Consider the following 26,413-nt stretch of genomic DNA (forward strand, 5'->3'; position numbering starts at 1 on the left):
CCGGGCCACTCTCGGCCCATGTCATCAAAGTGTCATATAAACTCCATAAATTTGTCACTGCCAGGCCAGATACTGGCGCCGTCTTAAAGAACGGACCTTCTGTAACACTGGAGAAGGAGTGGTGCTGGCCCACGGATCATTGCGATCGGGTGTCAACCACGTTAGACGTCAACCTGACGATTGCCTTCTGCAACCTTGGACTTGGAGAGATTGGATGAAACTCAACAAACTGGCTGGTGTCATCGGATTCACCGCAGCAACCCTGTTTTCTGTCAGCGCTCTGGCTGCCGGTGTGGATAAAGACCTGCCGGAATACACACCGACCAGCGGCATCTCGGGCAACCTGTCCTCTGTCGGCTCGGACACCCTGGCCAACATGATGACCCTGTGGGCCGAAGAATTTAAGCGCATGTATCCCAACGTCAACGTGCAGATCCAGGCCGCCGGTTCTTCCACCGCACCGACTGCCCTGACCGAGGGCGTCGCCCAGTTTGGCCCCATGAGCCGCGCCATGAAGGCCGGTGAAGAGGAGGCATTCGAGAAGCGCTACGGCTACAAGCCGACCGCCATCCGCGTCGCCGTCGATGCCCTGGCGGTGTTCGTCAACAAGGACAACCCCATCAAGGGGCTGACCATGTCGCAGATCGACGCCATCTTCTCCAGCACCCTCAAGTGCGGCGAAGCCAAGGCGGCCACCAAGTGGTCTGATCTGGGTCTGGACGGCAGCTGGTCCGGCAAGGATCTGCAACTGTTCGGTCGCAACTCCGTGTCCGGTACCTACGGTTACTTCAAGGAACACGCCCTGTGCAACGGTGACTTCAAGAGCGGCGTGAACGAGCAGCCGGGCTCCGCCTCCGTGGTACAGTCCGTCTCCTCCTCCCTGAACGGCATCGGCTACTCCGGTATCGGCTACGTCACCTCCGGCGTGCGCGCCGTTCCGCTCTCCAAGGATGGCAAGGCCTTCATCGAGGCGAGCTCCGACAACGCCATCACCGGCAAGTACCCGCTGTCGCGCTTCCTGTACGTCTACGTGAACAAGCATCCGAACAAGCCGCTCTCCCCGATGGAGCAGGAGTTTGTGAAGATGATGCTCTCCAAGGCGGGCCAGACCATCGTTGCCAAGGACGGCTATGTGCCGGTCCCGGCCAAGGTGGTTCAGGCCGACCTGAAGAAGCTGGGCATCATGTAACAGAACATGCCCTTGCAGAAAAACGAGCCCCATGCGGGCTCGTTTTCATTGGTGCGCCCCAGGATCTTTTTGGTCGCAGGGCGCAGCGCCCGGCTTGCGCCGGGCGGCGGCATTTCCGAGAATAGGGCAACTTCACGGCAAAGGACCCTCTCATGCGCGCATCTTCCCTCTCCAGACTGGCCCTGACGGCCTTGTGCAGCGCCCTGCTGGCCGGCTGCGCCCAGTCACCGACCGGTCGCAACCAGATGCTGCTTTTCTCCCCCCAGCAGATGAACCAGCTGGGTGCCGATTCCTTCACCCAGATGAAGCAGCAGGAGAAGGTGAGCACGGATGCCAGGATGAATGCCTATGTGGGCTGCGTGGCCAAGGCGGTGACCGCCCAGGTGCCTGCCAGCTATGGCATCACCAGCTGGGAGGTGGTGGTGTTCGACTCCAAGGAGATCAACGCCTTCGCCCTGCCCGGCGGCAAGATAGGCGTGTACAGCGGCCTGCTGAAAGTCGCCAAGAATCAGGACCAGCTCGCCACCGTCATCGGTCACGAGCTGACCCACGTGCTGGCCCAGCACTCCAACGAGCGCCTCTCCCGGGATCAGCTGACCGGTATCGGGCTGGCGGTGGCGGACGCCGCCATCGGCAGCAGCGACAGCCTCGGGGGCGCTGCCACCATGGCCGCCCTGGGCCTCGGGGTCCAGGTGGGGATAGCCCTGCCTTATGGCAGAACCCAGGAGAGCGAAGCGGACCGGCTCGGTCTCGAGCTGATGGCCCGCGCCGGGTTCAACCCGGCCGAAGCCGTCACCCTGTGGCAGAACATGAGCGCCGCCTCCGGTGGCAAGGCACCGCCCCAGCTGCTCTCCACCCACCCCAGCGACCAGAGCCGGATCGCCAACCTGCAGGCCCAGCAGGCCGAGGTGCAGCCCCTGTACCAGCAGGCGAAAGCATCAGGGCTGGTTCCCCAGTGCAAGGCGTAAGCCTGCGCCTGGCGCGTCCCGCCGATGCCGCCGCCATGACGGTGATGCAGCGGGCGAGCTGGCTGGCGGCCTACGGGGAGGTGCTGGGGGCCGACATGCTGGCCCAGCTGGCGGTGACCGACCACCTGCAGATCTGGCGACACCGGCTCGCCGAGCCCGGCCCCGTTCCCATGCTGGTCTGCCAGGACGACGTGGTCATCGGCCTGCTCTACTGGCAGCCCTCTTTGGAGGAAGGCTTGATGACGGCGCGGATCCGGGCGCTCTACCTTCATCCCGATCATTGGCGTCAGGGTCATGGCAAACGGCTGTGGCAGGCGGTGGCGGTGCAGATGCGCCGGGCCGGTTGCGAGTGCGTCAGGCTCTGGCTGCTGGATGGCAATCACATCGGCGAGGGATTCTACCTGCGCCGCGGCTTCATGTTCGACGGTCAGGAGCGCACCCTGATGAGCCTCGGACAACCTTGCCAACAGCGACAAATGTTCCGTTTGCTTTGAGCTGGCTCCCGTTTTTCGTCCCCGGTCACTTTATTTTTTTGCGAATTAATACAATGTGCCCCATCTGGACAGACTGAGGTGGCCGGGTCCACCACAAGGGAGTGTGGCATGTACTACGGATTTGACATTGGCGGCACCAAGATAGCGTTCGCTGTGTATGACGGCGCCTTGAATCTCTGTCACGAGGAGCGCATGAGCACTCCCGGCAATGATTACGAAGGGTTGCAGCAGCTGATCCGCGAGCGGGTCGAGGCGGCGGATGCGCGCTTCGGGGTGAAAGGGGCCGTCGGCATCGGGTTTCCGGGGATCCTCAATCGCCTCGACGGGAGCATAGTGGCGGCCAACCTGCCCGCCATCCATGGCCGCCATCTGGGGGCGGATCTGGCCGAGCTGCTGGGCCGACCGGTCAAGGTCGACAATGACGCCAACTGTTTCCTGTGGTCGGAAGTGCATCAGGGGGCCGCAGACGGTGCTGGCAGCGCCCTCGGCGTCACCATAGGTACCGGCATCGGCGGCGCCGTCTACCTGGCGGGCAAGCTCATCCAGGGGCGCAACTGGCTGGCGGGGGAGATAGGTCACTACCCGCTGCCCGCCACCATCCTGATGAAATACCCAGATTTGCCCCGTCCCCGCTGTGGCTGCGGGCGCCTGGTCTGTTTCGAAACCTATGCGTCGGGCACGGGCCTGGAGCGGCTATACCACCATGTTCATGGGGAACGGATGAGCGGCCACCAGATCGTCGCCCGTGCCGATGCCCGTGAGGCGGCGGCCCTCTCGACCATCGACTGCTGGCTCGAGATCATCGCCGCCGGCCTCGCCACCGCCATCTCGGTGATTGATCCCGATGTGGTGGTGCTGGGGGGCGGCCTGAGCGCCCTGCCAGCCCTCTATGAGGAGTTGCCCAAACGTCTGCCCGGCCACCTGCTGCCCGGTGTCGCCCTGCCGGCGATCCGCGAGGCCCGCTTCGGTGGAGCCGGCGGTGTGCGCGGTGCAGCCCTGCTCAATCTGTGAGATCGGACAGAGGGTCTGATCTCCCCGAACAAGGAGTCATCATGACCCGTCTTGAAATCTGTATCGACAACCTCGAATCCCTGTTCACCGCCCAGGCGGCCGGCGCCGATCGCATCGAGCTCTGCTCTGCGCTGGGGCTGGGTGGCCTCACTCCCTCCTATGGTTTCATGCAGCAGGTGGCGCGCCACGCCACCATCCCCGTCTACGCCATGATCCGGCCCCGTGCCGGGGATTTCTGTTTTGGCGAGGGGGAGTTCGACATCATGCTGCAGGATATCGCCGCCGCACGTGCCGCCGGCCTGCAAGGGGTGGTGGTCGGTCTGCTGGATGAAGATGGACGGGTACCCGAAGGCAAGCTCCGGCAACTGGTCGAGGCGGCGGGGCCGCTCGGCGTCACCTTCCATCGGGCCATCGATCTCTCCTCCGACTGGCGGCTGGATCTCGAGACGATCGTCGCGGCGGGTTGCGAGCGCATTCTGAGCTCCGGCCATGCGCCGACCGCGCTGGCGGGGCTCGAAACCCTGCAGGCCATGCACCAGGCGCTGGCGGGACGGGCCAGCCTGATGCCGGGGGCCGGGGTCAACGCCGACAACGTGCGCACCATCATCGAATTCACCGGCGTCAATGAAGTGCACATGTCCGGCATGGGCTGGCGCGGCGGCATGGTGCCCCATGGTGTGAACATGGGCACCTCGGACGACGGCCGGGTCAACATCACCGACGGCGCCAAGGTGGCGGCGGTGCGGGCGTTGCTGGACAGGGCCTGATACAGGCCGTGCGGCGGCATGGTGCTCTGTTTTGCTCCCTTCTCCCCTTGCGGGAGAAGGGGCGGGGATGAGGGGGCCGATGTGAGGCGTCTCCCACCGGCGGGCAATTGAGAGGCGTCTTGGCAGCACGGTGCAAAAAAGTCTGTTATCATCCCGTCTCTTTTACCATCAGGACCCGGAGCAACCTCTCAATGTCCCAATACGACTCTATCGAACAGAAGGCCAGCTACGGCATCGGCCGCAACATGGGCGACCAACTGGCTCAGCAAGCCTTCGCCGGTCTGGATATCCCGGCCCTGCAACAAGGTCTGGCAGATGCCCTGAACGGCCTAGAGTTCGCGGTCAGCCGTGACGATATCAACGATGCCTTCCAGGTCATCACCGCCCGCATGCAGGAAGAGCAGGAAGCTGCCGCCAAGGCCGCTGCCGCCGAAGGCGAAGCCTTCCTGGCCGACAACGCCAAGCGCGCCGAAGTGAAGACCACCGACTCCGGTCTGCAATATGAAGTCATGGTCGAAGGCAATGGCGCCGTGCCGGTTGCCGGTCAGTCCGTGCGCGTGCACTACCACGGTACCTTCACCCACGGTGGCGTGTTCGACAGCTCCGTTGCTCGCGGCCAACCGGCCGAGTTCCCGGTGACCGGCGTGATCGCCGGTTGGGTGGAAGCGCTGCAGATGATGCCGGTTGGCTCCAAGTGGAAGCTCTACATTCCGCAGGATCTGGCCTACGGTGCCCGTGGTGCCGGCTCCATCCCGCCATACTCTGCTCTGGTATTCGAAGTGGAGCTGCTGGACATCCTGTGATCCGGCTGGCGTGATGCAAACGGCGACCCTGAGGTCGCCGTTTGTTTTTGGACCGCCCAAACGGGCCATGTGCCTTCGGCGGGGATTTGGATATAGTCAGAGCGTCGTCCATTCCGGCCATGTGAGGGAGACACGCCATGGCAGCCATCATCGAGGTCGTCGATCTCGTCAAGCACTTCCCCGGCGTCAAGGCGGTGGACGGGCTCAGTTTTGCCATTCCCGCCGGCAGCTGCTTCGGCCTGCTCGGCCCGAACGGGGCGGGCAAGACCACGACCATAGAGCTGCTGGAGGGGATCCTCACCCCGGACAGCGGCCGGATCCTGTTTCACGGCGCCCCGCGCGGCCCGGATTATTGCTCCCGCATCGGCATCCAGTTCCAGCACACGGCGCTGCAGGATTTCCTGACGGTGCGCGATACCCTGCGCCTGTTCGCCAGCCTCTACCCCAATCCCTTGCCACGGGAGCTGCTAATCGATCTGTGCGCCTTGGGCGAGTTCATTGACAGGGACAGTCGCAAGCTCTCGGGGGGCCAGCGTCAGCGCCTGCTGCTGGCTCTGGCCCTGCTCGGGGATCCCGAACTGCTGTTTCTGGATGAGCCCACCACAGGACTGGATCCCCAGGCGCGCCACCACTTCTGGCAGCGAATAGAGGCGATCAAGGCCCAGGGCAAGACGGTGGTGCTCACCACCCACTACATGGACGAAGCGCAGCAGCTGTGCGATCTGATTGCCATCGTCGATCACGGCCACCTGCTCAGTCTGGATACGCCGGCTGCCCTGCTGGCTCAACACTTCGACGGCGTACTGGTGCGCCTTGGGGGGCACCCGGCCCTGGCTGGGCTCGGCTATCCCCTGCGTCCGGTCGGCGATCAGGTGGAGCTCTGTTGCTCCGACGTGGCGACCCTGCTGCCAGCCTTGCTGGATCTTGGTGTGCCGCTCACCGGCATGCAGGTGCGCTCCCCCAATCTGGAAGATCTCTTCCTGAACCTGACCGGCCACAGCCTGCGGAGCGGCGCATGAGAGGGATGACCGAGTTCTGTCTGACCGTGGCCTCCGGGCTGTGGTACGCCTTGCCGACATGCAATCCCGGGAGTGGACGATGAAGGGATCCCTCAACCGCATCGGGGCGCTCTTCTATGCCCGCACCCTCGAGTTCGTGCGCGATCGCGCGGCCCTGGTGTGGAACCTGCTTTTCCCGCTCCTGCTGGTCATCGGCTTCTCCCTCATCTTCTCCGGCCCGCCCAAACCGCTGGTGCAGATCGGGGTGGTGGGGGAACTGCCCGCAACCTATGCCCCGCTGCGCGCCGTGCCGCTGCTCAAGATCATCCCCTATGACGAGGCGTCGAGAGGCCAGCTCAAGGTCCGTCACCATCAGCTGGACCTGCTGCTCTCACCCGCCGGGGGGCGTTACTGGATAAACCCGGACGCCCCTCAGGGGGCCATGGCCGAGTATCTGCTGCGCCAGGCGGTGCAGGAGCCCTTGCAAAGAGAGTCCCTGAGCGGGCGCGCCATCCGCTACGGCGACTGGCTGCTGCCCGGGGTGATCGGCATGAACCTGATGTTCTCCGGCCTGTTCGGGGTCGGGTTTGTCATCGTGCGTTATCGCAAGAACGGGGTGCTGAAACGGCTGCGAGCCACGCCGCTCGGCGCGCTGGAGTTTCTCTTCGCCCAGTTGCTGTCACGGGTGCTGATCACCCTGGTGGTGAGCCTGCTGGTCTTCTGCGCGGCCTACTGGCTGCTGGATGTGCCCCTCATCGGGTCGGGGTGGCTGCTGCTGGTGATCGCCCTGGCGGGAGGAACGGCCATGGCCTCCCTTGGCCTGCTCATCGCCGCTCGCCTGCAGAACGAGGAGCTGGCGAGCGGTTTGCTCAATCTCATCAGCTTGCCCATGATGTTTTTATCCGGTGTCTGGTTCTCGCTGGAAGGCGCGCCCGCCTGGCTGCAGCAGCTTGCGGCCAGGCTGCCCCTCAGCCAGATCATCGAAGCAGCCCGCGCCGTGATGCTGGAAGGGGCGGGATGGCAGGAGGTGGCAGGCCCTCTGGGTCAGGTCATGGTGTTCGCCCTGGTGTGCATCTCGCTGGGAGCCATACTGTTCAAATGGAGTGCAAAATGAAACCTGTTCTGTGGTTGTTGCTGGTGGCGGCCTTGCCTGTGCAGGCAGGTACCCTGCGTTGCAAGAACGCCTTGCTGACCGAGGGAGACACCACGGCAGAGCTGCTGGTTCGCTGCGGCCAGCCGATGCTCAAGGAAGATCTCACCCGCTTCGAGGAGAACGGCTTCGGGGCGAGAGTGACGGTCAAGTATGCCGAGCGCTGGACCTACAACTTCGGCAAGCGGGAATTCATGCAGTTTGTCACCGTCGAAAACGGAGTCATCACCGACATTGCGGATGGTCCACGGGGAGGATGACCTCCTGGTTTTCTGAAGCCCAGCCTGCGGGAGATGAGGTCGCCATTTCCCCGCCTTTTACCTCTTTTTCTGTTGCTTTTCCCTGCCTGTTATCGCCATTTTTCCATATGGAGTCATGCTGCCTCACTCTGGTGCTTTTGGCATAAAACTGAATCTGATGAGTCAGTTGTCAGCAGAAATGGCTGCCCCAATGCGGTGCAGCCGATTTATTTTTGAAAAATAATCCTCATGCCAAGAAGGGTTTTAAGCAGCAGGCTATTTGGCAAATAAGGGTCTACTTTTGATTCTGAGAGTGCATATTCCCCCGTTTAGATATTTTGTTCTGTTGCACCATGGTTGGGCCGGATTGCACCGATTGACAGGTTTTTCTGCGGCTGGATAAGCTGCCAAAAAGCAGGGAAACGATGGCATCTCGCTAGATTTTGATGCCTGTTCGAATCAAACCACAGGGAAGAGTGACATGAAGCAGATACACAAGGCAGGTATGGTGATGGCGCTGTCGCTGATGGCAGCCAATGCGTGGGCGGACGGTACGCTGGATGCCGTCAAGAAGAAGGGATTCGTGCAGTGCGGGGTCGGTGACGGCTTGCCCGGGTTCTCCAACCCGGATGCCAAGGGAACCTGGACCGGGCTCGACGTGGACGTGTGCCGCGCCGTGGCCGCCGCGGTACTGGGGGACGCCAGCAAGGTCAAGTATGTCTCCCTCACCGCCAAGGAGCGCTTTACCGCCCTGCAGTCCGGGGAAGTGGATCTGCTCTCGCGCAATACCACCTGGACCCTGACCCGGGATGGGTCGCTGGGCCTCACGTTCGCCGGGGTGAACTACTACGACGGGCAGGGGTTCCTGGTCAAGCAGTCCCTCGGGGTCAAGAGCGCCAAGGAGCTTGACGGTGCCGCCGTCTGTATCCAGTCCGGCACCACCACCGAGCTCAACCTGGCTGACTATTTCCGCGCCAATGGCGGCATGAAGTACACCCCAGTGGTGTTCGATACCTCGGATCAGACCGTCAAGGGCTTCGAAGCTGGCCGCTGTGACGTGCTGACCTCGGATCAGTCCCAGCTCTATGCCCTCAAGATCAAGCTCACCAAGCCAGAGGAAGCTGTGGTGCTGCCGGAGGTCATCTCCAAGGAGCCGCTGGGCCCAGCCGTGCGTCAGGGTGACGATCAGTGGTTCAAGGTGGTGCGCTGGAGCCTCAATGCCATGCTCAATGCCGAGGAGGCCGGGGTCACCTCTGCCAACGTGGACGAGATGCTCAAGTCCACCAACCCTGACATCCGTCGCCTGCTGGGGCTGGAAGAGCCCAAAGGGACTGTGCTGGGGCTGGATGACAAATGGGCCTACAACATCGTCAAACAGGTCGGCAACTACGGTGAATCCTTCGATCGCAACGTCGGTGCCGGCTCCCCCCTCAAGATTGATCGCGGCATCAATGCCCTCTGGAACAAGGGCGGTCTGATGTACGCGCCACCCATCCGCTGAGTCGACAGTCACCGGGGGGCCTGGCCCCCCATGTTTTCCCTGGCTTTGTCGGAGTCATCCTCATGGCGTTACACGCATCAAACCATAGGAAAGAACAGGGCCGCTGGTGGTATGACGCCAAGGTGCGGGCGCTGCTCTTCCAGTGCCTGGCCATCGCGGCGGTTATCGGGTTCCTGTTCTACATCGTCAACAATGCCCTGACCAATCTGGCCACCCGTGGTATCACTACAGGCTTTGATTTTCTGGGCAATACGGCCGGTTTCGGCATCTTGCAGAGCCTCATCCCCTACGACGAGACCTATACCTTCGGTCGCACCTTCGTGGTGGGCCTGCTCAACACCCTGCTGGTCTCCATGCTCGGCATCCTGTTTGCCACCCTGCTCGGGTTCGCACTCGGGGTCGCGCGCCTGTCGCGCAACTGGCTGGTGGCCAAGATAGCGGCCGTCTACATAGAGACGTTTCGCAACATCCCGCTGCTGCTGCAGATCTTCTTCTGGTACTTCTCGGTGCTGCGTACCCTGCCTTCCCCGCGTCAGAGCGTGGATATAGGCGGGCTCGCCTTCCTCAACGTGCGGGGCTTCTATCTGCCCAAGCCCCTGTTCGAAGAGGGATTCGGCTACGTGCTCTGGGCACTGGTGCTCGCGGTGCTGCTGAGCTGGGGGCTGGGCCGCTGGGCTCGCCGCCGTCAGGCCCTGACCGGCAGGATCTTCCCGTTCTGGCGCTGTGTGGCCGCCCTGGTCATGCTGCTCCCGGGGATCACCTTCCTGCTGGCGGGCAGCCCGCTCAGCTGGAGCGTGCCTGCGTTGCAGGGGTTCAACTTCCGGGGGGGGCTGACGGTGCTGCCGGAGCTCGCGGCCCTCTTGCTGGCGCTCACCATCTATACGGCGGCCTTCATCGCCGAGATAGTGCGATCCGGCATCCTGGCCATCAGCAAGGGGCAGACGGAGGCGGCTTCCGCCCTCGGGCTCTCGCCCACCAAGACGCTGCGGCTGGTGATCATTCCCCAGGCCATGCGGGTCATCATTCCTCCCTTGACCAGCCAGTATCTGAACCTCACCAAGAACTCCTCCCTGGCGACCGCCATCGGCTACCCGGATCTGGTCTCGGTGTTCATGGGGACGACTCTCAACCAGACAGGGCAGGCCATCGAGGTCATCGCCATGACCATGGGGGTCTATCTCGTCATCAGTATCACCACCTCGGTGCTGATGAACATCTACAACCGCAGAATGACGCTGGTTGAGCGCTAGGGAGCTGTCATGTTCGTGAATGAATTGCAGGAGGCGCTGCCGCCTCCCAACCACCGTCGGGGGCCGCTCGCCTGGATCAGGCAGAACCTCTTCCCCAACTGGTGGAACGGCCTGCTGACTCTGGTGCTGGCCTATCTGTTGCTGCCACTCATCTGGTCTGCACTGGACTGGGCGCTGTTCTCGGCCACCTGGCAGGGGAGCAGCCGCGAGGCCTGCGTCCAGGGCGGTGCCTGCTGGATCTTCATCGAAAGCCGGCTGGGGCAGTATCTCTATGGCTTCTACCCGGCTGATCAGTACTGGCGCATCAACCTGACCTTCGCCGGTCTGGCGGCGCTGCTGGCCTTGCTCATCTGGCCAAAGACCCCGCGCAAGGGGTGGCTGGCGCTCTTCACCCTGCTGGTGTTCCCTGTCATCGCCTTCTTCCTCATCCATGGGGGAGCGGGGCTGGAGGTGGTGGAAACGAACCGCTGGGGCGGGCTGATGCTCACCCTGGTGCTGGCGGTGGTGGGCATAGTGGTCGCACTGCCGTTCGGCATCCTGCTGGCACTGGGGCGTCGCTCCCACATGCCGGTCATCTCCAGCCTCTGTACCGTCTACATCGAGTTCTGGCGGGCGGTGCCGCTCATTACTGTGCTCTTCATGGCGTCCGTGATGCTGCCACTGTTCATGAGTACCGAGGTGGAGCTCGACAAGCTGCTGCGGGCGCTCATCGGCATCATCCTGTTCCAGGCGGCCTATGTGGCCGAGGTGGTGAGAGGGGGGCTGCAGGCGATCCCCAAGGGGCAATATGAGGCGGGGGATGCCCTGGGGCTTTCCTACTGGAAGGTGATGGGTCTCATCATCATGCCCCAGGCCCTCAAGATCACCATTCCTTCCCTGGTGAACACCTTTATTTCCCTGTTCAAGGACACCAGCCTGGTGCTGATCATCGGGCTGTTCGATCTGCTGGCCATCTCCAAGGTGGCCCTGGCGGATCCGGCCTGGCTGGGGTATTCCACCGAAGCTTATGTCTTTATCGCCATGATCTTCTGGATGTTCTGTTTTGGCATGTCCCGCTACTCCATCTATCTGGAGCGCAAACTCAACACGGGTCACAAGCATTAGGAGTCGTTCTGATATGAAAACGGACGCAGTTGTCGAACTGAAAGAGGTCAACAAGTGGTACGGTGAGTTTCACGTGCTGCGCAACATCAACCTGCAGGTGGGCAGAGGGGAGAAGATCGTCATCTGTGGACCATCGGGGTCGGGCAAGTCCACCATGATCCGCTGCATCAACCGGCTGGAAGAGCACCAGAGCGGAGACATCCTGGTCAAGGGCACGGCCCTGACCTCCGATCTCAAGAACATCGAGACGGTGCGCCGGGAGGTGGGCATGGTGTTCCAGCACTTCAACCTCTTCCCCCATCTGACCGTGCTGGAGAACTGTTGCCTGGCGCCCATCTGGGTCAAGCAGTTGCCGCGCAAGGAGGCCGAGGAGATCGCCATGAACTTCCTGCGCCGGGTGCGGATCCCCGAACAGGCGCTCAAGTATCCGGGGCAGCTCTCCGGTGGCCAGCAGCAGCGGGTCGCCATCGCCCGCAGTCTGTGCATGAATCCCCAGGTCATGCTGTTTGACGAGCCGACGTCTGCGCTGGATCCCGAGATGGTGCGGGAGGTGCTGGATGTGATGGTGGAGCTGGCCCACGAGGGGATGACCATGCTCTGCGTCACCCACGAGATGGGGTTTGCCAAGCAGGTGGCGGACAGGGTGATCTTCATGGACCGGGGGCAAATCATCGAAGAGAACGTGCCGGATCAGTTCTTTGACAACCCCCAGTCCGATCGGACCAAGCTCTTCCTCTCCCAGATCCTGCAGCACTGAGGCAGGGCACAACCTTCAGAAAAACAGCCCGCACGCTCGAATGAGCGGCGGGCAAATGTGTACATGGAAGTCGACGACAGACAGAAAGGAGTATGTCAGCCCGGCAACAGGGGGGTGGTGCGCAGATCGCGCACGGCCAAGTTGATCTGCCGGGCCAGGCTCAGCGCCTGATGACAGCTCAACGGCTTCACATCGATGATCCCCCCTTGAAACTCAAACCGCCCCAGTGCTTCAACCATGAAACTTCCATGATGGAAGCTCTTGATATAGCGAGCAATTCGACGGGGAGACCACTGCTTGAACACCTTCATGGCAAGAGACCCTGTTGTTTGGACAAGGCACACTATGCCGACGGACCGTGACACTGATGTGACACTTGATAAAGATTTGTATGAATCTGTCTTGTGATCGGCTGGCGTGCAGCCCCGGCGTTGAAAAAGTAGTGAGAGTCCGGGTCCGGGGCCCGATATACTGCGGCCATTGCAGACATGACAAAGGTGCCGCACGTGGAGTGGGTGGACATAGTAGACGAGCAGGACAGGGTGATCGGGGTGGCTGAGCGCGCCAGGGTGCGTCAGGAAAACCTGCGTCATCGTGCCAGCTACATCCTGGTGCTGGATGAGGGTGAGCGCATCCTGGTGCAGCGGCGCACCCCGAGCAAGGATTTTTGCCCCGGCATGCTGGATGCCTGCGCCGGTGGCGTGGTGACCACGGGGGAGGCCATGGCCCTTTCCGCCCGGCGGGAGCTGGCCGAGGAGCTGGGGATCCGCGACGTGCCCCTGCAGGATTACGGCACCTTCTATGCCGAAGGGGAGGCGAGCGGCAGCCGCTACCGGGTCTGGGGCGGCCTGTTCAGCTGTCACTATCAGGGGCCGCTGCAACTGCAGGCCGAAGAGGTGAGCGAGGTGCACTGGATGAGCCTGGGCGAGATAGCCGATCGGGCGGACGAGTTCACGCCTGACTCCCTGCTCGCCATCGCCACCTGGCAGGCAAGGCGCCTGCCATCAGGCCAGAAATAGGGGCGACAGGCGTTCGCTCCCCGATCGCTTGGTTGCTGCTCGATGGACCCCTTCGCCTTCTAGTGGAATGGGGTAGACTGGGCCTCTTTGAACCACAGAAGGATGTGTCATCATGATCACGGTCGGTCAATCCCTGCCCGCAGGGGAATTTACCTTTATCACCGCCGAGGGCAAGCAGGTGAAGGATACCCAGGCCCTGTTTGCCGGCAAGCGGGTGGTGCTCTTTGCGGTGCCCGGCGCCTTCACCCCCACCTGCTCCAACGCTCACCTGCCGGGTTATGTGGTGCTGGCCGATCAGTTCAGGGCCAAGGGGGTGGAACTGTGCTGTCTGTCGGTCAACGACGCCTTCGTGATGAAGGCGTGGCAAGAGGCCCAGAACGCCTCTGCCATCACCATGATGGCGGACGGTGACGGCAGCTGGACCCGGGCACTGGGTCTGGCCAAGGAGACCGGGGCCTTCGGGGGCGTGCGGGCCCAGCGTTTCGCCCTCATCGCCAACGATGGTGTGGTGGAGCGGCTCTTCGTGGAGGCGCCAGGCAAGTTCGAGGTGTCGGATGCCCAGAGCCTGCTGGCGGTGCTGTGAAAGATTAATCGGTGTTTGATTACACCTTGAAATAGCAAGCGGCCCCGTTACACTGAGGCCGCGTTTGGATGGAGCCAGGCAACTTGCCTGGCTCTCGTGTTTGCCGTGGATGAGATAGAACAATATGACCCTGGCTTTTGTTGCCCTGATTGCCGGACTGGCGTTGCTGGTCTGGAGTGCCGACAAGTTCGTGGACGGCGCCGCCGCCACCGCCCGTTACGCCGGTATGCCGCCGCTGCTGATCGGCATGGTGATCATCGGTTTTGGTACCTCGGCCCCCGAGATGGTGGTCTCCGCGCTGGCGGCCTCCCAGGGCAATCCCGGGCTCGCGCTCGGCAATGCCTATGGTTCCAACATCACCAATATTGCCCTGATCCTGGGTCTGACCGCCCTGATCAGCCCCATCGCCGTCGCCTCCCAGGTGGTGCGCAAGGAGATCCCCATCCTGCTCGGCATCACCCTGCTCTCCGGCGCCCTGCTCATCGATGGCAATCTGGGCCGGATGGATGCCGCCATTCTGGGGGCCGTGTTCGCAGTGCTGATGGGCTGGTCCATCTGGGCCGGCATGAACGGCAAGGGGGATGCGCTGGATACAGATACCGAGGAGGACATCGTCTCCGAGGGCATGTCTCTCAAGAGCGCCATCCTCTGGCTCATCATTGGCCTGGTGCTGCTGATCGGGGCTTCCCGTCTGCTGGTGTGGGGGGCGGTGACCATCGCCCAGGGCTTTGGCATCAGCGATCTGGTGATTGGCCTGACCATAGTCGCGGTGGGGACCTCCCTGCCGGAGCTGGCATCGTCCCTCATCGCCATCCGCAAGAACGAGCACGATCTGGCCCTTGGCAACGTGCTGGGTTCCAACTTGTTCAACACCCTGGCCGTGGTGGGCATCGCCGCCGGCATCCACCCGCTCGAGGTGGCGCCCGAAGTGCTTTCCCGCGACTGGAGCATCATGATGGGGCTTACCCTGTTGCTGCTGGTGATGTGTCTGGGCCGCAAGGGGCAGGGGCGCATCAACCGGCTGGAGGGGGGCGTGCTGCTCGCCTGCTTCGTCGCCTACACCGGCTGGCTGCTGACCAGCCAGTTCATCTAGTCTGGTGATGAAATGAAAGAGGGGACGCCGCGGCGTCCCCTCTTTTTTGTGCGCGGGTCCTGGTCTCAGGCCACGGCAACCAGCTTCTGCTTCTGGGCGCTGTCCAGGATCAGGATGCTCGCCTTGGGGAAGAAGTTGAAGGTGGAGGCGGAGGCCCAGGTGTAGGCCCCCATCACCCGACCCACCACCAGCTCGCCGATCTCGAGATCCGGCAGCATGATGCTGTCGCGGATGACGTCCACGCTGTCGCAGGTGGGGCCGGAGAGCACCGCATTGTGCAGTTCGCCGTGGGCATAGGGCGTGCTCACCGGGTAGGTGACGTGGTCGTAGAGCTGGCCGTTGTAGCTGCCGTAGAGACCGTCATCCAGGTAGTACCAGATCTTGTCGCCGCGGTGGGCCTTGCCCATCACGCTGGAAACCGAGGTCATGGCCGGCGCGCTGATGAAGCGGCCCGGCTCGGCAATCTTCTGCACCGTGGCGGGCAGCTTGGCCAGGGCCTCGCGGATCGGGGCGCAGAAACCGTCGATGTCGAACTCGCCGCCGTCATAGTCCACCGGGAAGCCGCCGCCGATATCCAGCACCCAGGGCTTGAGCCCTAGCTCCCAGGCCTGCTCCATGATCTCGCGGCAGGCGTCGATGGCCTGCACGTGGCGACGGGCGTGGGGCACCTGGGAGCCGACGTGGAACGACAGCCCCATCACCTTGATCCCCTTGGCCTGGGCCAGTTGCAGCAACGGCAGTGCCTGCTCCGGGGTGCAGCCGAACTTCTTGGAAAGATCGACCTTGGTCTCGGGGTTGGGGAAGCTGACCCGCAGCAGCAGTTTCACTTCATCCTTGTAGGGCAGGAACTTTTCCAGCTCCAGCGGGTTGTCATAGACAAACACGGTGCAGCCGAATTCCAGGGCATAACGGATGTCGCTGTCACGCTTGATGGGATGGGTATGGATGCAGCGTCCCGGGCGAACCCCTTGGCTGCGCACCAGATCCACTTCGCCATTGGTGGCCAGATCGAAACAGGCCCCCTCTTCCTTCAAGACAGAGACCACCGCCTCGTGGGGCAGGGGCTTGAGTGCATAATGCAAGCGCACATCGGGCAGGGCGGCCGCCAGGGCCCGATACTGTTTGCGGACGGCTGCCTTGTCGAGCAGCAGCAGGGGGGAGCCGAATTGTTCAACCAACTGACGGTAATCTTGTGCGACCAGGGTCTCGTTCATTCTCTTTTGATAGTCCTTAGGGGGCGTGATATGCCCAAGCCATATGCGATTGAACCGGCGACGGCCGGCTCAGGCGAGCGGTCCGGAGGGACCCACCAGGCACATTGCATAACTCCCTTGCAAAGTGCTTAGTTATGCGCGGGATTATCGGCTTATTGAGTTTGTGTGCAAGCATTTTGATTGGATATGTCGGCAAGTTTTTCTGGTCGAGACGAAACAGGCTCTTGATACGGGAAGCGATCAGGGCCGTGATGGGGAGCACCCCCTAAGGGAGCTTGATAAGCTGTTGATAGTTAACGAACTAATAACATCAGGCCTGGGGGTTGCGGCCAGGTAAAAAGGGGACGCCGGGGCCAGGGAGTGCGAGACAGCTCACATTTTTTGGATTACCATGCCCGCTTCCTGATCCAAACTAGTTCGGATGAAGGTAGCAGGAGAGCGATGGGCAACCATCCACCGAAGAAGTGAATCTTTCAGGTACCGGGCAACCGGTGTGGACTGCTACTGGACGATACTCTGGAGAGACCCGTTGAATCGGGCGCCGAAGGAGCAAGGCACCGTGATTGCATCGCAATCTGGCGCCGGAAACTCTCAGGCAAAAGGACAGAGGGGATGGGATGGTTGTACCTGAGCTTGAAACTGTTCACGGTCTGTAACGAGAGGTCGTCAGCAAGGTAAAGAGCAGCGCAGGAACCGGAGTGTATGTAAATACATGAGGCTTTCGAGCAGCGCATGAGCCTTGATCACGGCCTCGCAGCAAGAGTGTGAACACGTTTTTGGCCCGCATCCGATCGCCTCTGGCCGATCGCGACACCTATGGGAAGATCATCCTTCTCCTCCTTAATCGTTGTTTTTTAAGGAGGATGCATGTCATCAATTCAATCGGCGCTCGCCGCCATCGATAGCTTTATCTGGGGTCCCCCCCTGCTGATCCTGCTGGTCGGGACCGGTATCTATCTCACCCTGCGTCTGGGTCTGCTTCAGATCGTGCGTTTGCCGCTGGCCCTCAAGCTGGTCTTTGGCCGCGATCAGGGGCAGGGCAAGCAGGGGGATGTCTCCAGCTTTGGTGCCCTGTGCACCGCCCTCTCCGCCACCATCGGCACCGGCAACATCGTCGGGGTCGCCACCGCCATCAAGCTCGGCGGCCCGGGCGCCCTGTTCTGGATGTGGATGGCCGCCCTGTTCGGCATGGCCACCAAGTATGCCGAGTGCCTGTTGGCGGTGAAATATCGCCAGCAGGACGCCAACGGCCAGATGGCGGGTGGCCCCATGTACTATCTGGAGAAGGGGCTCGGCTCCAGGCCGCTCGCCAAGCTGTTTGCCCTGTTCGGCATCGGCGTTGCCTTCTTCGGCATCGGTACCTTCCCCCAGGTCAACGCCATCAGTGATGCCATGAGCCTCTCCTTCTCGGTACCCCGTGAAGTGACCGCCGTGGTGCTGACCCTGATCGTGGCGCTGGTGACCCTGGGGGGTATCCAGTCCATCTCCAGTGTGTCGAGCAAGGTGGTGCCCTTCATGGCCATCTTCTACATCGTCGCCTGTGCCGGGGTGCTGGTGAACAATGCAGGCGCCCTGCCCGATGCGGTCATGCTGGTGATCGGAAGCGCCTTCACCGGCCATGCGGCCACCGGCGGTTTCGTCGGTGCCGGCATCATGCTGGCGATCCAGTCCGGGGTGGCGCGCGGGGTCTTCTCCAACGAGTCGGGTCTGGGCTCGGCCCCCATCGCGGCGGCGGCGGCCAAGACCGATTCCTGCGTGGAGCAGGGGCTGGTCTCCATGACCGGCACCTTCATCGACACCCTCATCATCTGTACCATGACCGGCCTGACGCTGGTGGTGACCGGGGTGTGGAGCGGCGATGCAAGCGGTGCGGCCATGACCAGTCAGGCCTTTGCCCAGGGGCTGGATGCCCATGTGGGCCAGTATCTGGTGAGCATCGGCCTCCTGTTCTTCGCCTTTACCACCATCCTTGGCTGGAACTACTACGGCGAGCGCTGCACCGAGTACCTGTTCGGGGTGAAGGCGATCAAACCCTACCGCCTCATCTATCTGGTGCTGGTGGCGAGCGGTGCCTTCCTCCATCTGGACCTGATCTGGCTCTTGGCGGACATCGTCAACGGCCTGATGGCGGTGCCCAACCTCATCGGCCTCATCGGCCTGCGCCACGTGGTGATTGCCGAGACCCGCGCCTACTTCAGTCGGGACCGGGATACGGAATCCGAGCCCGAGCCGCAGACGGCCTGATGAGAAGCGGGCCTGCGGGCGGCCCTGTCACCGGGCCCCTGTCCATGGCGTCAACCGGGATCCGGGCTGGGATGGCAAAATCCGGGGCTTGATCCCGGATCTTCTGATAATATCTGTGCGAAACACGCAAAAGCCACGACGCTCATCGTGGCTTTTTTGCATTTTACGCAATGAATGGCAGCGCTTGTTGCCCCCAGGGGGTCAGGGGGAGGGAATATCTCCGGAAAGCCGCTGCGCCAGCGCACTGCTCACCCGGCTCACCAGGGCCGCCTCATCCCCCTGCCAGCCAATGGCGTGGGCCAGGGTGGTGGAGGTGCCCGGAGCAAAGCGCAGCTCGCCCCCGGCCAGTTCGTAGAAGCGGCTCGCCATCCGGGTGCCCTCGTCCACATCCCCCGCCACCAGCAGCATGGCCTGGGCCAGCACGGCGCCGTCGTGATCCCGGCCCGGCGCCAGCCAGCGCTGGGCGGTGCCGGTCACCTTGCGCCCCCCGATCACCAGGTTGTACTGGCCGTCGCAAAACGAGCCGGGTACGAAGTCGTAGCTGCCCGCAAGACCGTATTCCTCCAGCAGGGCGAGCAGGGGCGCCCCCAGCAGCCGGTAGTAGTGGGCCAGATCCGTGGTGGTGCGGGGCAGCATGAGGGAGAGGTTGAGGATGCCGGCGCCGTGGGGCACGGCGGTGCCGCCGCTGTCGCGCACGAACACCGGCCAGCCCTCGGCGGCAAGCTGCTCGCAGGCGGCCTGGTAGCGGGGCAAACGGGTGTCCTTGCGGGTGACGATGAGGCATTGGGGGCCCTGCCAGAGGAGGGCCCTGGGCTCGCCGTCATCGGCGCACTCCCGCAGCCAGCGCTGCTCCTCGGCCAGGATCTGGTCGGGTGTCTGGTGGGCGGGCGGCGGGGGCAGCAGGGTATAAGGCATGAAAGGCATCCTTAGGCAGAGGCTGCCAAGCACAGTACGCGCGGGGGCAAACAAGGTAAAGCCCCGCATGGCGGCAATGCTGATCAGTTAAGGATCCATTGACCGATCCTTCTGCTGTAGGACAATCCGGAACCAATCACTAGTTCCGGATTTTTTATGTCTATTGCAAACGATCTGAACGATGTTGTTGAGGCATCTGGCGACATGCTGGCTCGGCTGGCCATTTTTGCCGACCATATTCCCGACGAATGGATTACTGCCGCTGCCGCCTTGTCTGAAAAGGCCACTATCCGCCGACGCCGCTTACCTTCTGATATGGTCTTGTGGCTCGTCGTGGGGATGGCCTTTTTCCGCAATGAGCCCATCTCCGAGGTCGCTCGGCGCCTCAACATCTGTGCAGAAGGGTTGGCCAATGATGCCTTGCTCGCGGACAGTGCCCTGTCTCAGGCCCGTCAGCGACTCGGCAAACAGCCGCTCGAGTGGCTGTTCAAACAGTGCGCCGATGTGTGGGGGCGGGAACGTTATCCTGAAGACCATTGGCACGGTTTACAGGTCTTTGCCATCGATGGGGCCCTGTTCCGAACCCAGGATATGCCTGAACTCAGAGCACATTTCGGCTCGGGTAACACCTCAACCAACCGGCAGACACCCTACCCGATGCTGCGGTTGGTCACGCTCATGAATGTCCGCTCGCATGTCATTGCCAACGCGGCCATCAGCCCGTACCGCAAAGGGGAAATCCCCCTGGCCAGCGAGTTCATTCACTCATTGCCGGACAAGTCAGTGACCCTGCTGGATAAAGGCTTCTTCGGTGCCGACCTGTTGCTGCGTATTCAGGCCGAAGACACCGACCGTCACTGGCTCATCCCGGAACGCAAGGGGCTGGTATACACGGAACTTGAGCGCTATGGCGACGGTGACCGTCTGTTGCAAATGACGGTCTCGCCTCAGGCTAGCAAGAAAAACCCGGCGTTGCCGACACACTGGCAAGTTCGCGCAGTGACCTATGAGGTGGCAGGCAAGGAGAAAACGGTCTTTACCTCCCTGCCCGTGGCGCGATTCAGTGCAGCTCAGGTGGCGACCCTGTACCACGAGCGCTGGGAAATCGAGCTGGGATACCGGGATATCAAAAGCGCGATGCAGCACAACGCCATCACGCTGAGAAGCAAGAAAGTGGACTTGGTCTATCAGGAGCTGTGGGGATTGCTGCTTGGATACAATCTGGTCAGGCGGGAGGCCAGCCAGGCCGCCGTAGCCCATCAGCGAGCGCCCAATGAGGTGAGCTTTAAGTTTGCCTGTCAGTTCATCGCGAACCAGATGGCAGTGATGGCGGGCGCGTTATCGCCAGCCCATACGCCACGGAGGTTGGCGGAGTTGCGGGGCTGCATAGGCGTCATGTTCATAGAAAAACGCCCCAGGCCATCGAGACCCAGGGCGGTGAAGATATCAAAGACCCGTTTTCCGGTAAATCGCAATGCGGCTCCGCTTAAGTGAACAGCATTGCCGCATGGCGGGGCTTTGGTGCAAGGATGGCGGGGCCTCAGGCCCGGGGGGCGGCGCGCCTGGGCAGCAGCAGATTGAGCAGGATGGCGGTGAGGCCGCCGGTGGCGACGCCGTAGGAGAGCACGCTCCTGGCCAGCTCCGGCAGGTGTTGCAGCACCTCGGGTACCTGGGCCACTCCGAGGCCCATGGCGAGCGACACCGCCAGGATCATCAGGGCGCGGCGGTCCAGCTCCTCCCGGGAGATGATGCGCACCCCGGCGGCGGCGATGGTGCCGAACATGACGATGGTGGCGCCGCCGAGCACGGGTTCAGGTATTTGTTGCACCAGGCTCGCCACCGCCGGGAACAGGCCGAGCAGGGCCAGCATGGCGGCGATGAAGAGGCCGACGTGGCGGCTGGCCACCCCGGTCAGCTGGATGACGCCGTTGTTCTGGGCGAAGGTGGACATGGGGAAGGTGGAGAAGACCGCCGCCAGCATGGAGTTGGCACCGTCGGCCAGCACGCCCCCCTTGATCCGCGCCATGTAGACCGGCCCTTCCAGCGGCTCGCCGGAGATGTCGGAGGTGGCGGTCATGTCGCCGATGGCTTCCAGCGCCGTCACCACGAAGATGATGGCGAGCGGCACGAACAGCTGCCAGTCAAAGCCGAGCCCGTAGTGGAGCGGAACAGGCACCATCAGCAGGGGGCCGTCGAAGGTGGGGGCAGCCACCTTGCCCAGCAGCAGCGCCACCGCATAGCCCGCCAGCATGGCGATCATGATGGCGGAGAGGCGCAGCCAGGGGTTGCGACTGCGCTGCATCAGCACGATGAGGCCGAGCACCAGCAGGGAGAGAAAGAGGTTGGTGTGGCTGGCGAAGCTGCCGTCCGCCAGCGCGCCGTAGCCGCCCCCCATGCTGATGAGCCCTACCTTGATGAGAGTCAGGCCGATGAGCAATACCACGATGCCGGTCACCAGCGGGGTGATGATCCGTTTGACCAGGTGCAGGAAGCGGCTCATGACGACGATGGTGAGGGCCGCTGCCAGCATGGTGCCGAACAGGGTGCCCAGCAGATCGTCGGTCGGCATGGCCGCCTGCTTGAGGGCGAGGCCGGAGGCGATGATGGGACCGAGGAAGTTGAAGCTGGTGCCCTGTACCGAGAGCAGGCCGGAACCGAGGGGGCCGAAACGGCGGGTCTGGATGAAGGAGGCGATGCCGGACATGACCAGGGACATGGAGACGATGTAGCGGGTGTCGGCGGCGGGGAGGCCGAGGGCGTTGGCGATGATGAGGGGCGGGGTGATGATGGCGACAAACATGGCGAGCATATGCTGCAGGGCGGCGAACAGGGTCTGGGGCAGGGTGGGGACATCCTCGATGCCGTAGACCAGTTCGCTGTGGGCTCGCCTGGGGGGATGGGCCTCTCGGATGGCGCTTGGGGCGGCAGCCTGTTCCATAAATACCTCGAATGTGTGGGGGGATGGGAGAAAATTGGGCGCTATTTTAGTGATTGGTATCGCGCTTTCCAGCGCTAATTGAGCGCAAATTCGTTTATTTCTCGATGGTTTGAAACGTTTTCCTGTGGCGATTAAGATCCGCCGGTTTGTGTGAGACCGATCCCTCACAAAGGGCAGGGAGGCTGATGCATCAGGATGGGGACGGTGTAGAATGAGCCCTCGGTTCGAAGATGGAGACTCTGGATGCTGAAGCTGTCGGAGTTCTGGAGTGCCCGCGCCCACTCCGAAGATTTTACCCTGACCCGGATGGGCTTCATGACGGTGCGGCTGCGGCTGCTCACCTGTCTGCTGATGGCGGGGCTCCCGAGCTGGGCCCTGGTGGACTGGCTGACCCTGCCAGCCATCCAGTTCGAGGCGCTGTTCCAGGTCAGGATCTTCTGCCTGCTGGCCCTCTCGCCCCTCATCCCCCTTTCCTATCTCATCCACTTCAAGCGCGAGCGCATGAAGCTGGCGCTGGGCTACCTGATGGCGGTGATGATGCTCTTCTCCCTCATCTGCCTGCACAGCTTCGGCGCGGATCAGGAGATGCAGGCGGGCTACATGGCCTTCCCCTATCTGCTCATCAGCCTGTTCGCCATCTTCCCCATTCCCCTCTCCCTCAGCCTGCAACTGGCGGGGGGCATTCTGGCCACCATGCTGGCGGGCAACTGGCTGCTGGTGGGCCAGCCTCTCTGGAGCGTGCAGACCCTCAACCAGGTCTGGCTGCTGGGGCTCTTTGCCATCGCCAGCGCCTGGGTGCAGTGCGGCCAGCTCAACATGCTGCTGCAACTCTATCGGGAATCCACCACGGACGAGCTGACCGGCATGATGAACCGCCGCCTGCTGATGAAGCAGCTCGAGAAGGCGAGGGCCGCCATGATCCGCAAACAGGCTCCCTTCGCGGTGCTGCTGCTGGATCTGGACCGCTTCAAGCGCATCAACGATACCTTCGGCCATCTGGCGGGGGATGCGGTGCTCAAGGAGGTGGCGGCCACCCTGTCGGAACAACTGGAGCCCGGCATGGTGCTCGGGCGTTACGGCGGGGAGGAGTTTGCCATCCTGTTGCCCGGTTGCACGGATCTGGCACAAGCCAAGCGGGTGGCGGAGCGGCTGCGGGTCGCGGTGGAGGCGAGGTTGGTGAAAAGCCCCACCTCCGACGAGCTGCTGGAGGTGACGGTGAGCATCGGTCTGACCCTGGCCCAGCGTGGCGAGGGGGTGGAGGATCTGCTCAACCGGGCGGACGAGTGCCTCTACATGGCCAAGATGGCGGGTCGCAACTGCGTGGTGGCCGAGGCCGGCAAACCCGCGGGCGATGCAGGGCGCACAAAAACGGATGCCGCCTGAGGGCGGCATCCGGTGATGACGGGGCTGGCGTCAGGCCAGGGTGTATTTGCCGGAGAGCTGCTGGGCCAGCAGCTTGAACATGTTGAACACCGCCATGGTCTTGCCGGTCGGGGTGCCGTCCTCTGCCAGGAAGAACTCCCCCTTGAACACCAGAATGTCCCCCTTCTGCTCCACCGAGTCGGCGCGCATGCCGTGGATGAAGTCCTCGTGTTCACGAATGATCTTGTTGGCCATCTCCAGCAGGGCAGTCTCGGTGATCCGCTCTTTTTGTGGTTGCATGCTCGTCTCCTTAAACGACTACTGGGCAGGGCACAAGGGTCGGCATGGCCGGCGCACCCCGCCTCTGATTGAAGAGGGGGCCAGCATACTGCAAAGCGGGATTTTCTGTCATTGATATGACCCCGCATTTTCCCGCTTTGCGCTCTTCCCTTATCCCAGCACCAGATTGCGCAGCCAGCGGCGCTGGCGAATGCGGCGCTGCACCAGCAGCACCTTGGAGAGCTCCTCCAGCAGGACCACGGCCACCACCCAGGAGAGGGGCCAGCCCAGCAAGCTGACCGCCACCCAGGCCAGCGGCAGGCCGATGCACCACATGCCGACGATGTCGATGAAGATGCTGTAGTTGACGTCCCCCCCCGAGCGCAGCACCCCGACGATCCCCACCATGTTGAACACCTTGAGCAGCATGCCGAGGCACATGATGGCGAGCACCTGGCCGGCCTCAGTCATCAGCTCGCCCGGCAGGTTGCCGACCCATTGCAGCAGGCTGCCCTGCATCAGCCAGACGGCGGTCCCCACCAGCAGGGCGCCGACGGGGGCGAGCAGCAGGAAGAGCTGGGAGTGTTGCCAGGCCTCGTCATACTCCTCTGCCCCGAGCCGGTGACCGAGCAGGGTGGAGCAGGCCACCGCCAGCCCGAAGAAGAGGGAGATGAGGATGCTCTCCAGCGTGCCGAGGGTGGTCATGATGGCCAGGGCGTCGGTGCCGAGGTGCGCGTAGAGGAAGCCGTAGAGCAGCATGCCGAAGGCCCAGAGCCCGTCGTGCAGCAACAGCGGCAGGGCGATCAGGGTGAAGCGCACCACCTCCTTGCGCCTGAAGGCGGCGAGCCAGTCTTGCTTGCGCGGGATGAGACGGGGCTCGGCACGCCACACATAGGCAAGCAGCAGCGCGGTCTGCAGCAGACGCGAAAGGGTGGTGCCCCAGGCGGAGCCGGCTACTCCCATGGCCTCGGCGCCGAAATGGCCGAAGATGAGGGCATAGTTGAGGATGACGTTGGCGATGATGGCGATGATGCCGATGCGGGTCGGCGCCGCGGCATTGCCCACCGAGCGCAGGGCCGACTCCAGGGGCACCACCACGGCGGTGCAGAGGATGGTGGCGCCGGTGATCATCAGGAACTCGTCGGCCAGCTCGCGCAGCGCGGGCTCCTGGCTGGCAAACCCCAGCACGCTGCCCGGTGAGAGCACATAGACGAGGGCAAAGGGCAGGCTCACCGCCAGGGCGCCCACAAGGGCCAGGGCCAGGGAGCGGCGCACCCCGGCCATCTCGCCACGGCCGAAATATTGTGCCGCCAACACCGAGACCCCGCCCGAGAGCCCCGCTATCACCAGCAGATTGAAGAAGAAGACCCGGTTGCCCAAGCCGACCGCCGCCACAGCCGTGGTGCCGAGCTGGCTCACCATCATGATGTCGATGAGGCCGAGCAGGGAGAACATCATGGATTGCAGCGAAACCGGCAGGGCCAGTCGCCACAGTCGCGTCATGAACTCGCGATCGGTGGTTTGTTTTAAAATCGCTTGCCAATAATTCATTTATGTTAACCGGGTTGGTAAAAATCAGGGTTTGTCGTGGGTATGATAGGGGTGATAACGGGAGGCTTCACTGTGAGCCTCTCTCGGCTTTCTTGTGCAAAACTATCCTGTTGAGGTGCTATGCCATTTATCAGCGAGTGTCTGGAAATCGCCCCGGCCTGCGAAGAGCGGATGCTGGGGCGCGAAGGGCTGCCTCTGCTTGGGGAGGCGGGTGTCTTCCTGACCGGCCTCTCGACGATACGGGAGCACTACCTTATCCGCCGCAACCGACCGGAGTTTCACATCCTGATGGTGAGCCATGACGAGGGGGGCGCCCTGCTCACCGATGGCGGGGAGCAGCCCATCCCGGCGGGAGCCCTGGTCTTTCTCCCGGCCGCCGTGCCGGGGGGCCTCAGGCTGGTGGGGGAAGCCTGGCATACCAGTTGGATCCTGCTGGACGACGTGCCTCGCTGGCAGCATCTGCAGCGGCTTGGCCATCGCATCTGGCAGGGGGAGGAGGGGGAGCAGCTCTACCACCTGCTCAGCCTGATGCAGGGGGAGGGAATACGTTCGCCACTCCAGCCCCAGCTGCTGAGCCTGCTGCTGGCGCTCTTGGAGCGAACCCTGCAGGGGGAGGTGCGCGGCACGCCGGAGCTTAGGCTGCAGGCGCTGTTTCGGCGGGTGGAGGCACGTCTGGACGAGCCCTGGAGCGTGGCCCTGCTGGCCGACCAGATGGCCTGCTCGGTGCCCCATCTGCACCGGCTCTGCCAGCAGGTGTTCGGCATGGGCCCCATGGCCTGGCTCACCGGGCTTCGCATGAACAAGGCGCGCCAGTTGCTGCTCTACACCAACTGGCCGCTGGCCGAGCTGGCGGCCCGGGTCGGATACAGCGACGGCGCCAACTTTGCCAACCGTTTTCGCCACCTGACGGGTCAGACTCCGGGGGCCTTTCGTCGACTGGGTCGCAAACCTTTCGCAAGGGAGGTGCAAACCCTTTGAAATTGT

The 26,413-nt window shown here is 62.9% G+C and carries 26 protein-coding genes and 1 riboswitch; of the genes, 20 read left to right on the top strand and 6 right to left on the bottom strand.

What is annotated here, in order from left to right; all coding sequences use genetic code 11:
- The first annotated feature begins 214 nt into the window (after window positions 1-214).
- From I6L36_RS18850 to I6L36_RS18910, 13 genes are all read left to right on the top strand, one after another.
- Window positions 215-1,189, top strand: coding sequence for a PstS family phosphate ABC transporter substrate-binding protein (locus I6L36_RS18850; protein WP_109112284.1), 975 nt, complete (start codon window positions 215-217; stop codon window positions 1,187-1,189).
- Between the two features lie 152 nt (window positions 1,190-1,341).
- Window positions 1,342-2,157, top strand: a complete 816-nt coding sequence (locus tag I6L36_RS18855; RefSeq protein ID WP_010673474.1) for a M48 family metallopeptidase — start codon at window positions 1,342-1,344, stop codon at window positions 2,155-2,157.
- Window positions 2,145-2,651 (top strand): GNAT family N-acetyltransferase, encoded by a 507-nt coding sequence (locus tag I6L36_RS18860; protein WP_039039287.1) that lies wholly within the window; start codon window positions 2,145-2,147, stop codon window positions 2,649-2,651. The genes I6L36_RS18855 and I6L36_RS18860 overlap by 13 nt, the downstream gene beginning before the upstream one ends.
- 108 nt (window positions 2,652-2,759) lie before the next feature.
- Window positions 2,760-3,662: an ROK family protein gene (locus I6L36_RS18865; RefSeq protein ID WP_109112283.1), complete on the top strand. Its 903-nt coding sequence runs from the start codon at window positions 2,760-2,762 to the stop codon at window positions 3,660-3,662.
- A 41-nt stretch (window positions 3,663-3,703) separates the two neighbouring features.
- Window positions 3,704-4,429: a copper homeostasis protein CutC gene (locus I6L36_RS18870; protein WP_039039289.1), complete on the top strand. Its 726-nt coding sequence runs from the start codon at window positions 3,704-3,706 to the stop codon at window positions 4,427-4,429.
- Window positions 4,430-4,620: 191 nt separating this feature from the next.
- The gene (locus I6L36_RS18875) at window positions 4,621-5,232 is read left to right on the top strand and encodes an FKBP-type peptidyl-prolyl cis-trans isomerase (RefSeq protein ID WP_010673478.1); all 612 of its coding nucleotides are present in this window, start codon (window positions 4,621-4,623) and stop codon (window positions 5,230-5,232) included.
- A gap of 137 nt (window positions 5,233-5,369) precedes the next feature.
- Window positions 5,370-6,251 carry an ABC transporter ATP-binding protein gene (locus I6L36_RS18880; RefSeq protein ID WP_109112282.1) on the top strand — a complete coding sequence of 294 codons (882 nt, stop codon included), beginning with the start codon at window positions 5,370-5,372 and terminating at the stop codon, window positions 6,249-6,251.
- 79 nt (window positions 6,252-6,330) lie between these two features.
- The gene (locus I6L36_RS18885) at window positions 6,331-7,344 is read left to right on the top strand and encodes an ABC transporter permease (protein WP_216986785.1); all 1,014 of its coding nucleotides are present in this window, start codon (window positions 6,331-6,333) and stop codon (window positions 7,342-7,344) included.
- Entirely contained in the window at window positions 7,329-7,640 is a 312-nt protein-coding gene (locus I6L36_RS18890) for a DUF2845 domain-containing protein (protein WP_029313965.1), read from the top strand. Before I6L36_RS18885 ends, I6L36_RS18890 begins: the two co-directional genes overlap by 16 nt.
- A 460-nt stretch (window positions 7,641-8,100) precedes the next feature.
- Complete coding sequence (locus tag I6L36_RS18895) at window positions 8,101-9,120, top strand: amino acid ABC transporter substrate-binding protein (protein WP_010673482.1); 1,020 nt, start codon at window positions 8,101-8,103, stop codon at window positions 9,118-9,120.
- Between the two features lie 62 nt (window positions 9,121-9,182).
- A complete protein-coding gene (locus I6L36_RS18900) occupies window positions 9,183-10,370 on the top strand; it encodes an amino acid ABC transporter permease (protein ID WP_254052373.1) in 1,188 nt (395 codons plus the stop codon).
- A gap of 9 nt (window positions 10,371-10,379) precedes the next feature.
- Entirely contained in the window at window positions 10,380-11,474 is a 1,095-nt protein-coding gene (locus tag I6L36_RS18905) for an amino acid ABC transporter permease (protein ID WP_010673484.1), read from the top strand.
- Window positions 11,475-11,487: 13 nt separating this feature from the next.
- The gene (locus I6L36_RS18910) at window positions 11,488-12,231 is read left to right on the top strand and encodes an amino acid ABC transporter ATP-binding protein (protein ID WP_010673485.1); all 744 of its coding nucleotides are present in this window, start codon (window positions 11,488-11,490) and stop codon (window positions 12,229-12,231) included.
- 95 nt (window positions 12,232-12,326) lie between these two features.
- Here the strand turns inward: I6L36_RS18910 and I6L36_RS18915 are convergent, their stop codons facing one another.
- Window positions 12,327-12,542 carry a DUF1107 family protein gene (locus I6L36_RS18915; RefSeq protein ID WP_216986786.1) on the bottom strand — a complete coding sequence of 72 codons (216 nt, stop codon included), beginning with the start codon at window positions 12,540-12,542 and terminating at the stop codon, window positions 12,327-12,329.
- Between the two features lie 177 nt (window positions 12,543-12,719).
- Between I6L36_RS18915 and yfcD the strand changes: the two genes are divergently transcribed.
- The 3 genes from yfcD to I6L36_RS18930 all read left to right on the top strand — a co-directional run bounded on the left by yfcD (window position 12,720) and on the right by I6L36_RS18930 (window position 14,926).
- Entirely contained in the window at window positions 12,720-13,250 is a 531-nt protein-coding gene (gene yfcD, locus I6L36_RS18920) for an NUDIX hydrolase YfcD (RefSeq protein WP_102948786.1), read from the top strand.
- Between the two features lie 112 nt (window positions 13,251-13,362).
- Window positions 13,363-13,833, top strand: coding sequence for a peroxiredoxin (locus I6L36_RS18925; RefSeq protein ID WP_109112278.1), 471 nt, complete (start codon window positions 13,363-13,365; stop codon window positions 13,831-13,833).
- A 124-nt stretch (window positions 13,834-13,957) separates the two neighbouring features.
- Entirely contained in the window at window positions 13,958-14,926 is a 969-nt protein-coding gene (locus I6L36_RS18930; RefSeq protein ID WP_109112277.1) for a calcium/sodium antiporter, read from the top strand.
- A 65-nt stretch (window positions 14,927-14,991) separates the two neighbouring features.
- On the opposite strand, the gene I6L36_RS18935 is transcribed toward I6L36_RS18930, so the two are convergent.
- Complete coding sequence (locus tag I6L36_RS18935; protein WP_010673490.1) at window positions 14,992-16,140, bottom strand: type III PLP-dependent enzyme; 1,149 nt, start codon at window positions 16,138-16,140, stop codon at window positions 14,992-14,994.
- Between the two features lie 506 nt (window positions 16,141-16,646).
- Window positions 16,647-16,757: riboswitch (glycine riboswitch) on the top strand.
- Window positions 16,758-17,007: 250 nt separating this feature from the next.
- On the opposite strand from I6L36_RS18935, the gene I6L36_RS18940 reads away from it, so the two are divergent.
- Entirely contained in the window at window positions 17,008-18,384 is a 1,377-nt protein-coding gene (locus I6L36_RS18940) for a sodium:alanine symporter family protein (RefSeq protein ID WP_109112276.1), read from the top strand.
- A gap of 201 nt (window positions 18,385-18,585) precedes the next feature.
- Here the strand turns inward: I6L36_RS18940 and I6L36_RS18945 are convergent, their stop codons facing one another.
- Window positions 18,586-19,299, bottom strand: coding sequence for a protein ligase (locus I6L36_RS18945; RefSeq protein WP_109112275.1), 714 nt, complete (start codon window positions 19,297-19,299; stop codon window positions 18,586-18,588).
- 156 nt (window positions 19,300-19,455) lie between these two features.
- Here I6L36_RS18945 and I6L36_RS18950 point away from each other — a divergent pair, with 156 nt between their 5' ends.
- Entirely contained in the window at window positions 19,456-20,793 is a 1,338-nt protein-coding gene (locus I6L36_RS18950; RefSeq protein WP_041205620.1) for an IS4-like element ISAeme15 family transposase, read from the top strand.
- A 46-nt stretch (window positions 20,794-20,839) separates the two neighbouring features.
- Here I6L36_RS18950 and I6L36_RS18955 read toward each other — a convergent pair whose 3' ends face one another.
- A complete protein-coding gene (locus tag I6L36_RS18955; protein WP_216986787.1) occupies window positions 20,840-22,237 on the bottom strand; it encodes a nucleobase:cation symporter-2 family protein in 1,398 nt (465 codons plus the stop codon).
- Between the two features lie 243 nt (window positions 22,238-22,480).
- On the opposite strand from I6L36_RS18955, the gene I6L36_RS18960 reads away from it, so the two are divergent.
- Window positions 22,481-23,620, top strand: a complete 1,140-nt coding sequence (locus tag I6L36_RS18960) for a diguanylate cyclase (protein WP_010673494.1) — start codon at window positions 22,481-22,483, stop codon at window positions 23,618-23,620.
- A 30-nt stretch (window positions 23,621-23,650) separates the two neighbouring features.
- Here the strand turns inward: I6L36_RS18960 and I6L36_RS18965 are convergent, their stop codons facing one another.
- Both I6L36_RS18965 and I6L36_RS18970 read right to left on the bottom strand, forming a co-directional pair.
- The gene (locus I6L36_RS18965; protein ID WP_010673495.1) at window positions 23,651-23,899 is read right to left on the bottom strand and encodes a YciN family protein; all 249 of its coding nucleotides are present in this window, start codon (window positions 23,897-23,899) and stop codon (window positions 23,651-23,653) included.
- Window positions 23,900-24,049: 150 nt separating this feature from the next.
- Entirely contained in the window at window positions 24,050-25,429 is a 1,380-nt protein-coding gene (locus I6L36_RS18970) for an MATE family efflux transporter (protein WP_041213343.1), read from the bottom strand.
- A gap of 120 nt (window positions 25,430-25,549) precedes the next feature.
- Between I6L36_RS18970 and I6L36_RS18975 the strand changes: the two genes are divergently transcribed.
- On the top strand, window positions 25,550-26,407 hold the full coding sequence (locus I6L36_RS18975; protein ID WP_216986788.1) for an AraC family transcriptional regulator: 858 nt from the start codon (window positions 25,550-25,552) through the stop codon (window positions 26,405-26,407).
- The last annotated feature ends 6 nt before the right edge of the window (window positions 26,408-26,413 follow it).

Source organism: Aeromonas sp. FDAARGOS 1406 (assembly GCF_019048565.1).
Classification (GTDB): domain Bacteria; phylum Pseudomonadota; class Gammaproteobacteria; order Enterobacterales; family Aeromonadaceae; genus Aeromonas; species Aeromonas caviae.

Excerpts from the sequence above, each read along its gene's own strand:
- I6L36_RS18865 (WP_109112283.1), top strand. The coding sequence starts at position 2,760 with ATGTACTACGGATTTGACATTGGCGGCACCAAGATAGCGTTCGCTGTG.
- I6L36_RS18930 (WP_109112277.1), top strand. The coding sequence starts at position 13,958 with ATGACCCTGGCTTTTGTTGCCCTGATTGCCGGACTGGCGTTGCTGGTC.
- I6L36_RS18955 (WP_216986787.1), bottom strand. The coding sequence starts at position 22,237 with ATGGAACAGGCTGCCGCCCCAAGCGCCATCCGAGAGGCCCATCCCCCC.
- I6L36_RS18925 (WP_109112278.1), top strand. The coding sequence starts at position 13,363 with ATGATCACGGTCGGTCAATCCCTGCCCGCAGGGGAATTTACCTTTATC.
- I6L36_RS18945 (WP_109112275.1), bottom strand. The coding sequence starts at position 19,299 with ATGCCTTATACCCTGCTGCCCCCGCCGCCCGCCCACCAGACACCCGAC.
- I6L36_RS18855 (WP_010673474.1), top strand. The coding sequence starts at position 1,342 with ATGCGCGCATCTTCCCTCTCCAGACTGGCCCTGACGGCCTTGTGCAGC.
- I6L36_RS18935 (WP_010673490.1), bottom strand. The coding sequence starts at position 16,140 with ATGAACGAGACCCTGGTCGCACAAGATTACCGTCAGTTGGTTGAACAA.
- I6L36_RS18975 (WP_216986788.1), top strand. The coding sequence starts at position 25,550 with ATGCCATTTATCAGCGAGTGTCTGGAAATCGCCCCGGCCTGCGAAGAG.
- I6L36_RS18880 (WP_109112282.1), top strand. The coding sequence starts at position 5,370 with ATGGCAGCCATCATCGAGGTCGTCGATCTCGTCAAGCACTTCCCCGGC.
- I6L36_RS18870 (WP_039039289.1), top strand. The coding sequence starts at position 3,704 with ATGACCCGTCTTGAAATCTGTATCGACAACCTCGAATCCCTGTTCACC.
- I6L36_RS18900 (WP_254052373.1), top strand. The coding sequence starts at position 9,183 with ATGGCGTTACACGCATCAAACCATAGGAAAGAACAGGGCCGCTGGTGG.
- I6L36_RS18915 (WP_216986786.1), bottom strand. The coding sequence starts at position 12,542 with ATGAAGGTGTTCAAGCAGTGGTCTCCCCGTCGAATTGCTCGCTATATC.
- I6L36_RS18875 (WP_010673478.1), top strand. The coding sequence starts at position 4,621 with ATGTCCCAATACGACTCTATCGAACAGAAGGCCAGCTACGGCATCGGC.
- I6L36_RS18960 (WP_010673494.1), top strand. The coding sequence starts at position 22,481 with ATGCTGAAGCTGTCGGAGTTCTGGAGTGCCCGCGCCCACTCCGAAGAT.
- I6L36_RS18850 (WP_109112284.1), top strand. The coding sequence starts at position 215 with ATGAAACTCAACAAACTGGCTGGTGTCATCGGATTCACCGCAGCAACC.
- I6L36_RS18970 (WP_041213343.1), bottom strand. The coding sequence starts at position 25,429 with ATGAATTATTGGCAAGCGATTTTAAAACAAACCACCGATCGCGAGTTC.
- yfcD (WP_102948786.1), top strand. The coding sequence starts at position 12,720 with ATGACAAAGGTGCCGCACGTGGAGTGGGTGGACATAGTAGACGAGCAG.
- I6L36_RS18885 (WP_216986785.1), top strand. The coding sequence starts at position 6,331 with ATGAAGGGATCCCTCAACCGCATCGGGGCGCTCTTCTATGCCCGCACC.
- I6L36_RS18905 (WP_010673484.1), top strand. The coding sequence starts at position 10,380 with ATGTTCGTGAATGAATTGCAGGAGGCGCTGCCGCCTCCCAACCACCGT.
- I6L36_RS18940 (WP_109112276.1), top strand. The coding sequence starts at position 17,008 with ATGTCATCAATTCAATCGGCGCTCGCCGCCATCGATAGCTTTATCTGG.
- I6L36_RS18965 (WP_010673495.1), bottom strand. The coding sequence starts at position 23,899 with ATGCAACCACAAAAAGAGCGGATCACCGAGACTGCCCTGCTGGAGATG.
- I6L36_RS18910 (WP_010673485.1), top strand. The coding sequence starts at position 11,488 with ATGAAAACGGACGCAGTTGTCGAACTGAAAGAGGTCAACAAGTGGTAC.
- I6L36_RS18895 (WP_010673482.1), top strand. The coding sequence starts at position 8,101 with ATGAAGCAGATACACAAGGCAGGTATGGTGATGGCGCTGTCGCTGATG.
- I6L36_RS18890 (WP_029313965.1), top strand. The coding sequence starts at position 7,329 with ATGGAGTGCAAAATGAAACCTGTTCTGTGGTTGTTGCTGGTGGCGGCC.
- I6L36_RS18950 (WP_041205620.1), top strand. The coding sequence starts at position 19,456 with ATGTCTATTGCAAACGATCTGAACGATGTTGTTGAGGCATCTGGCGAC.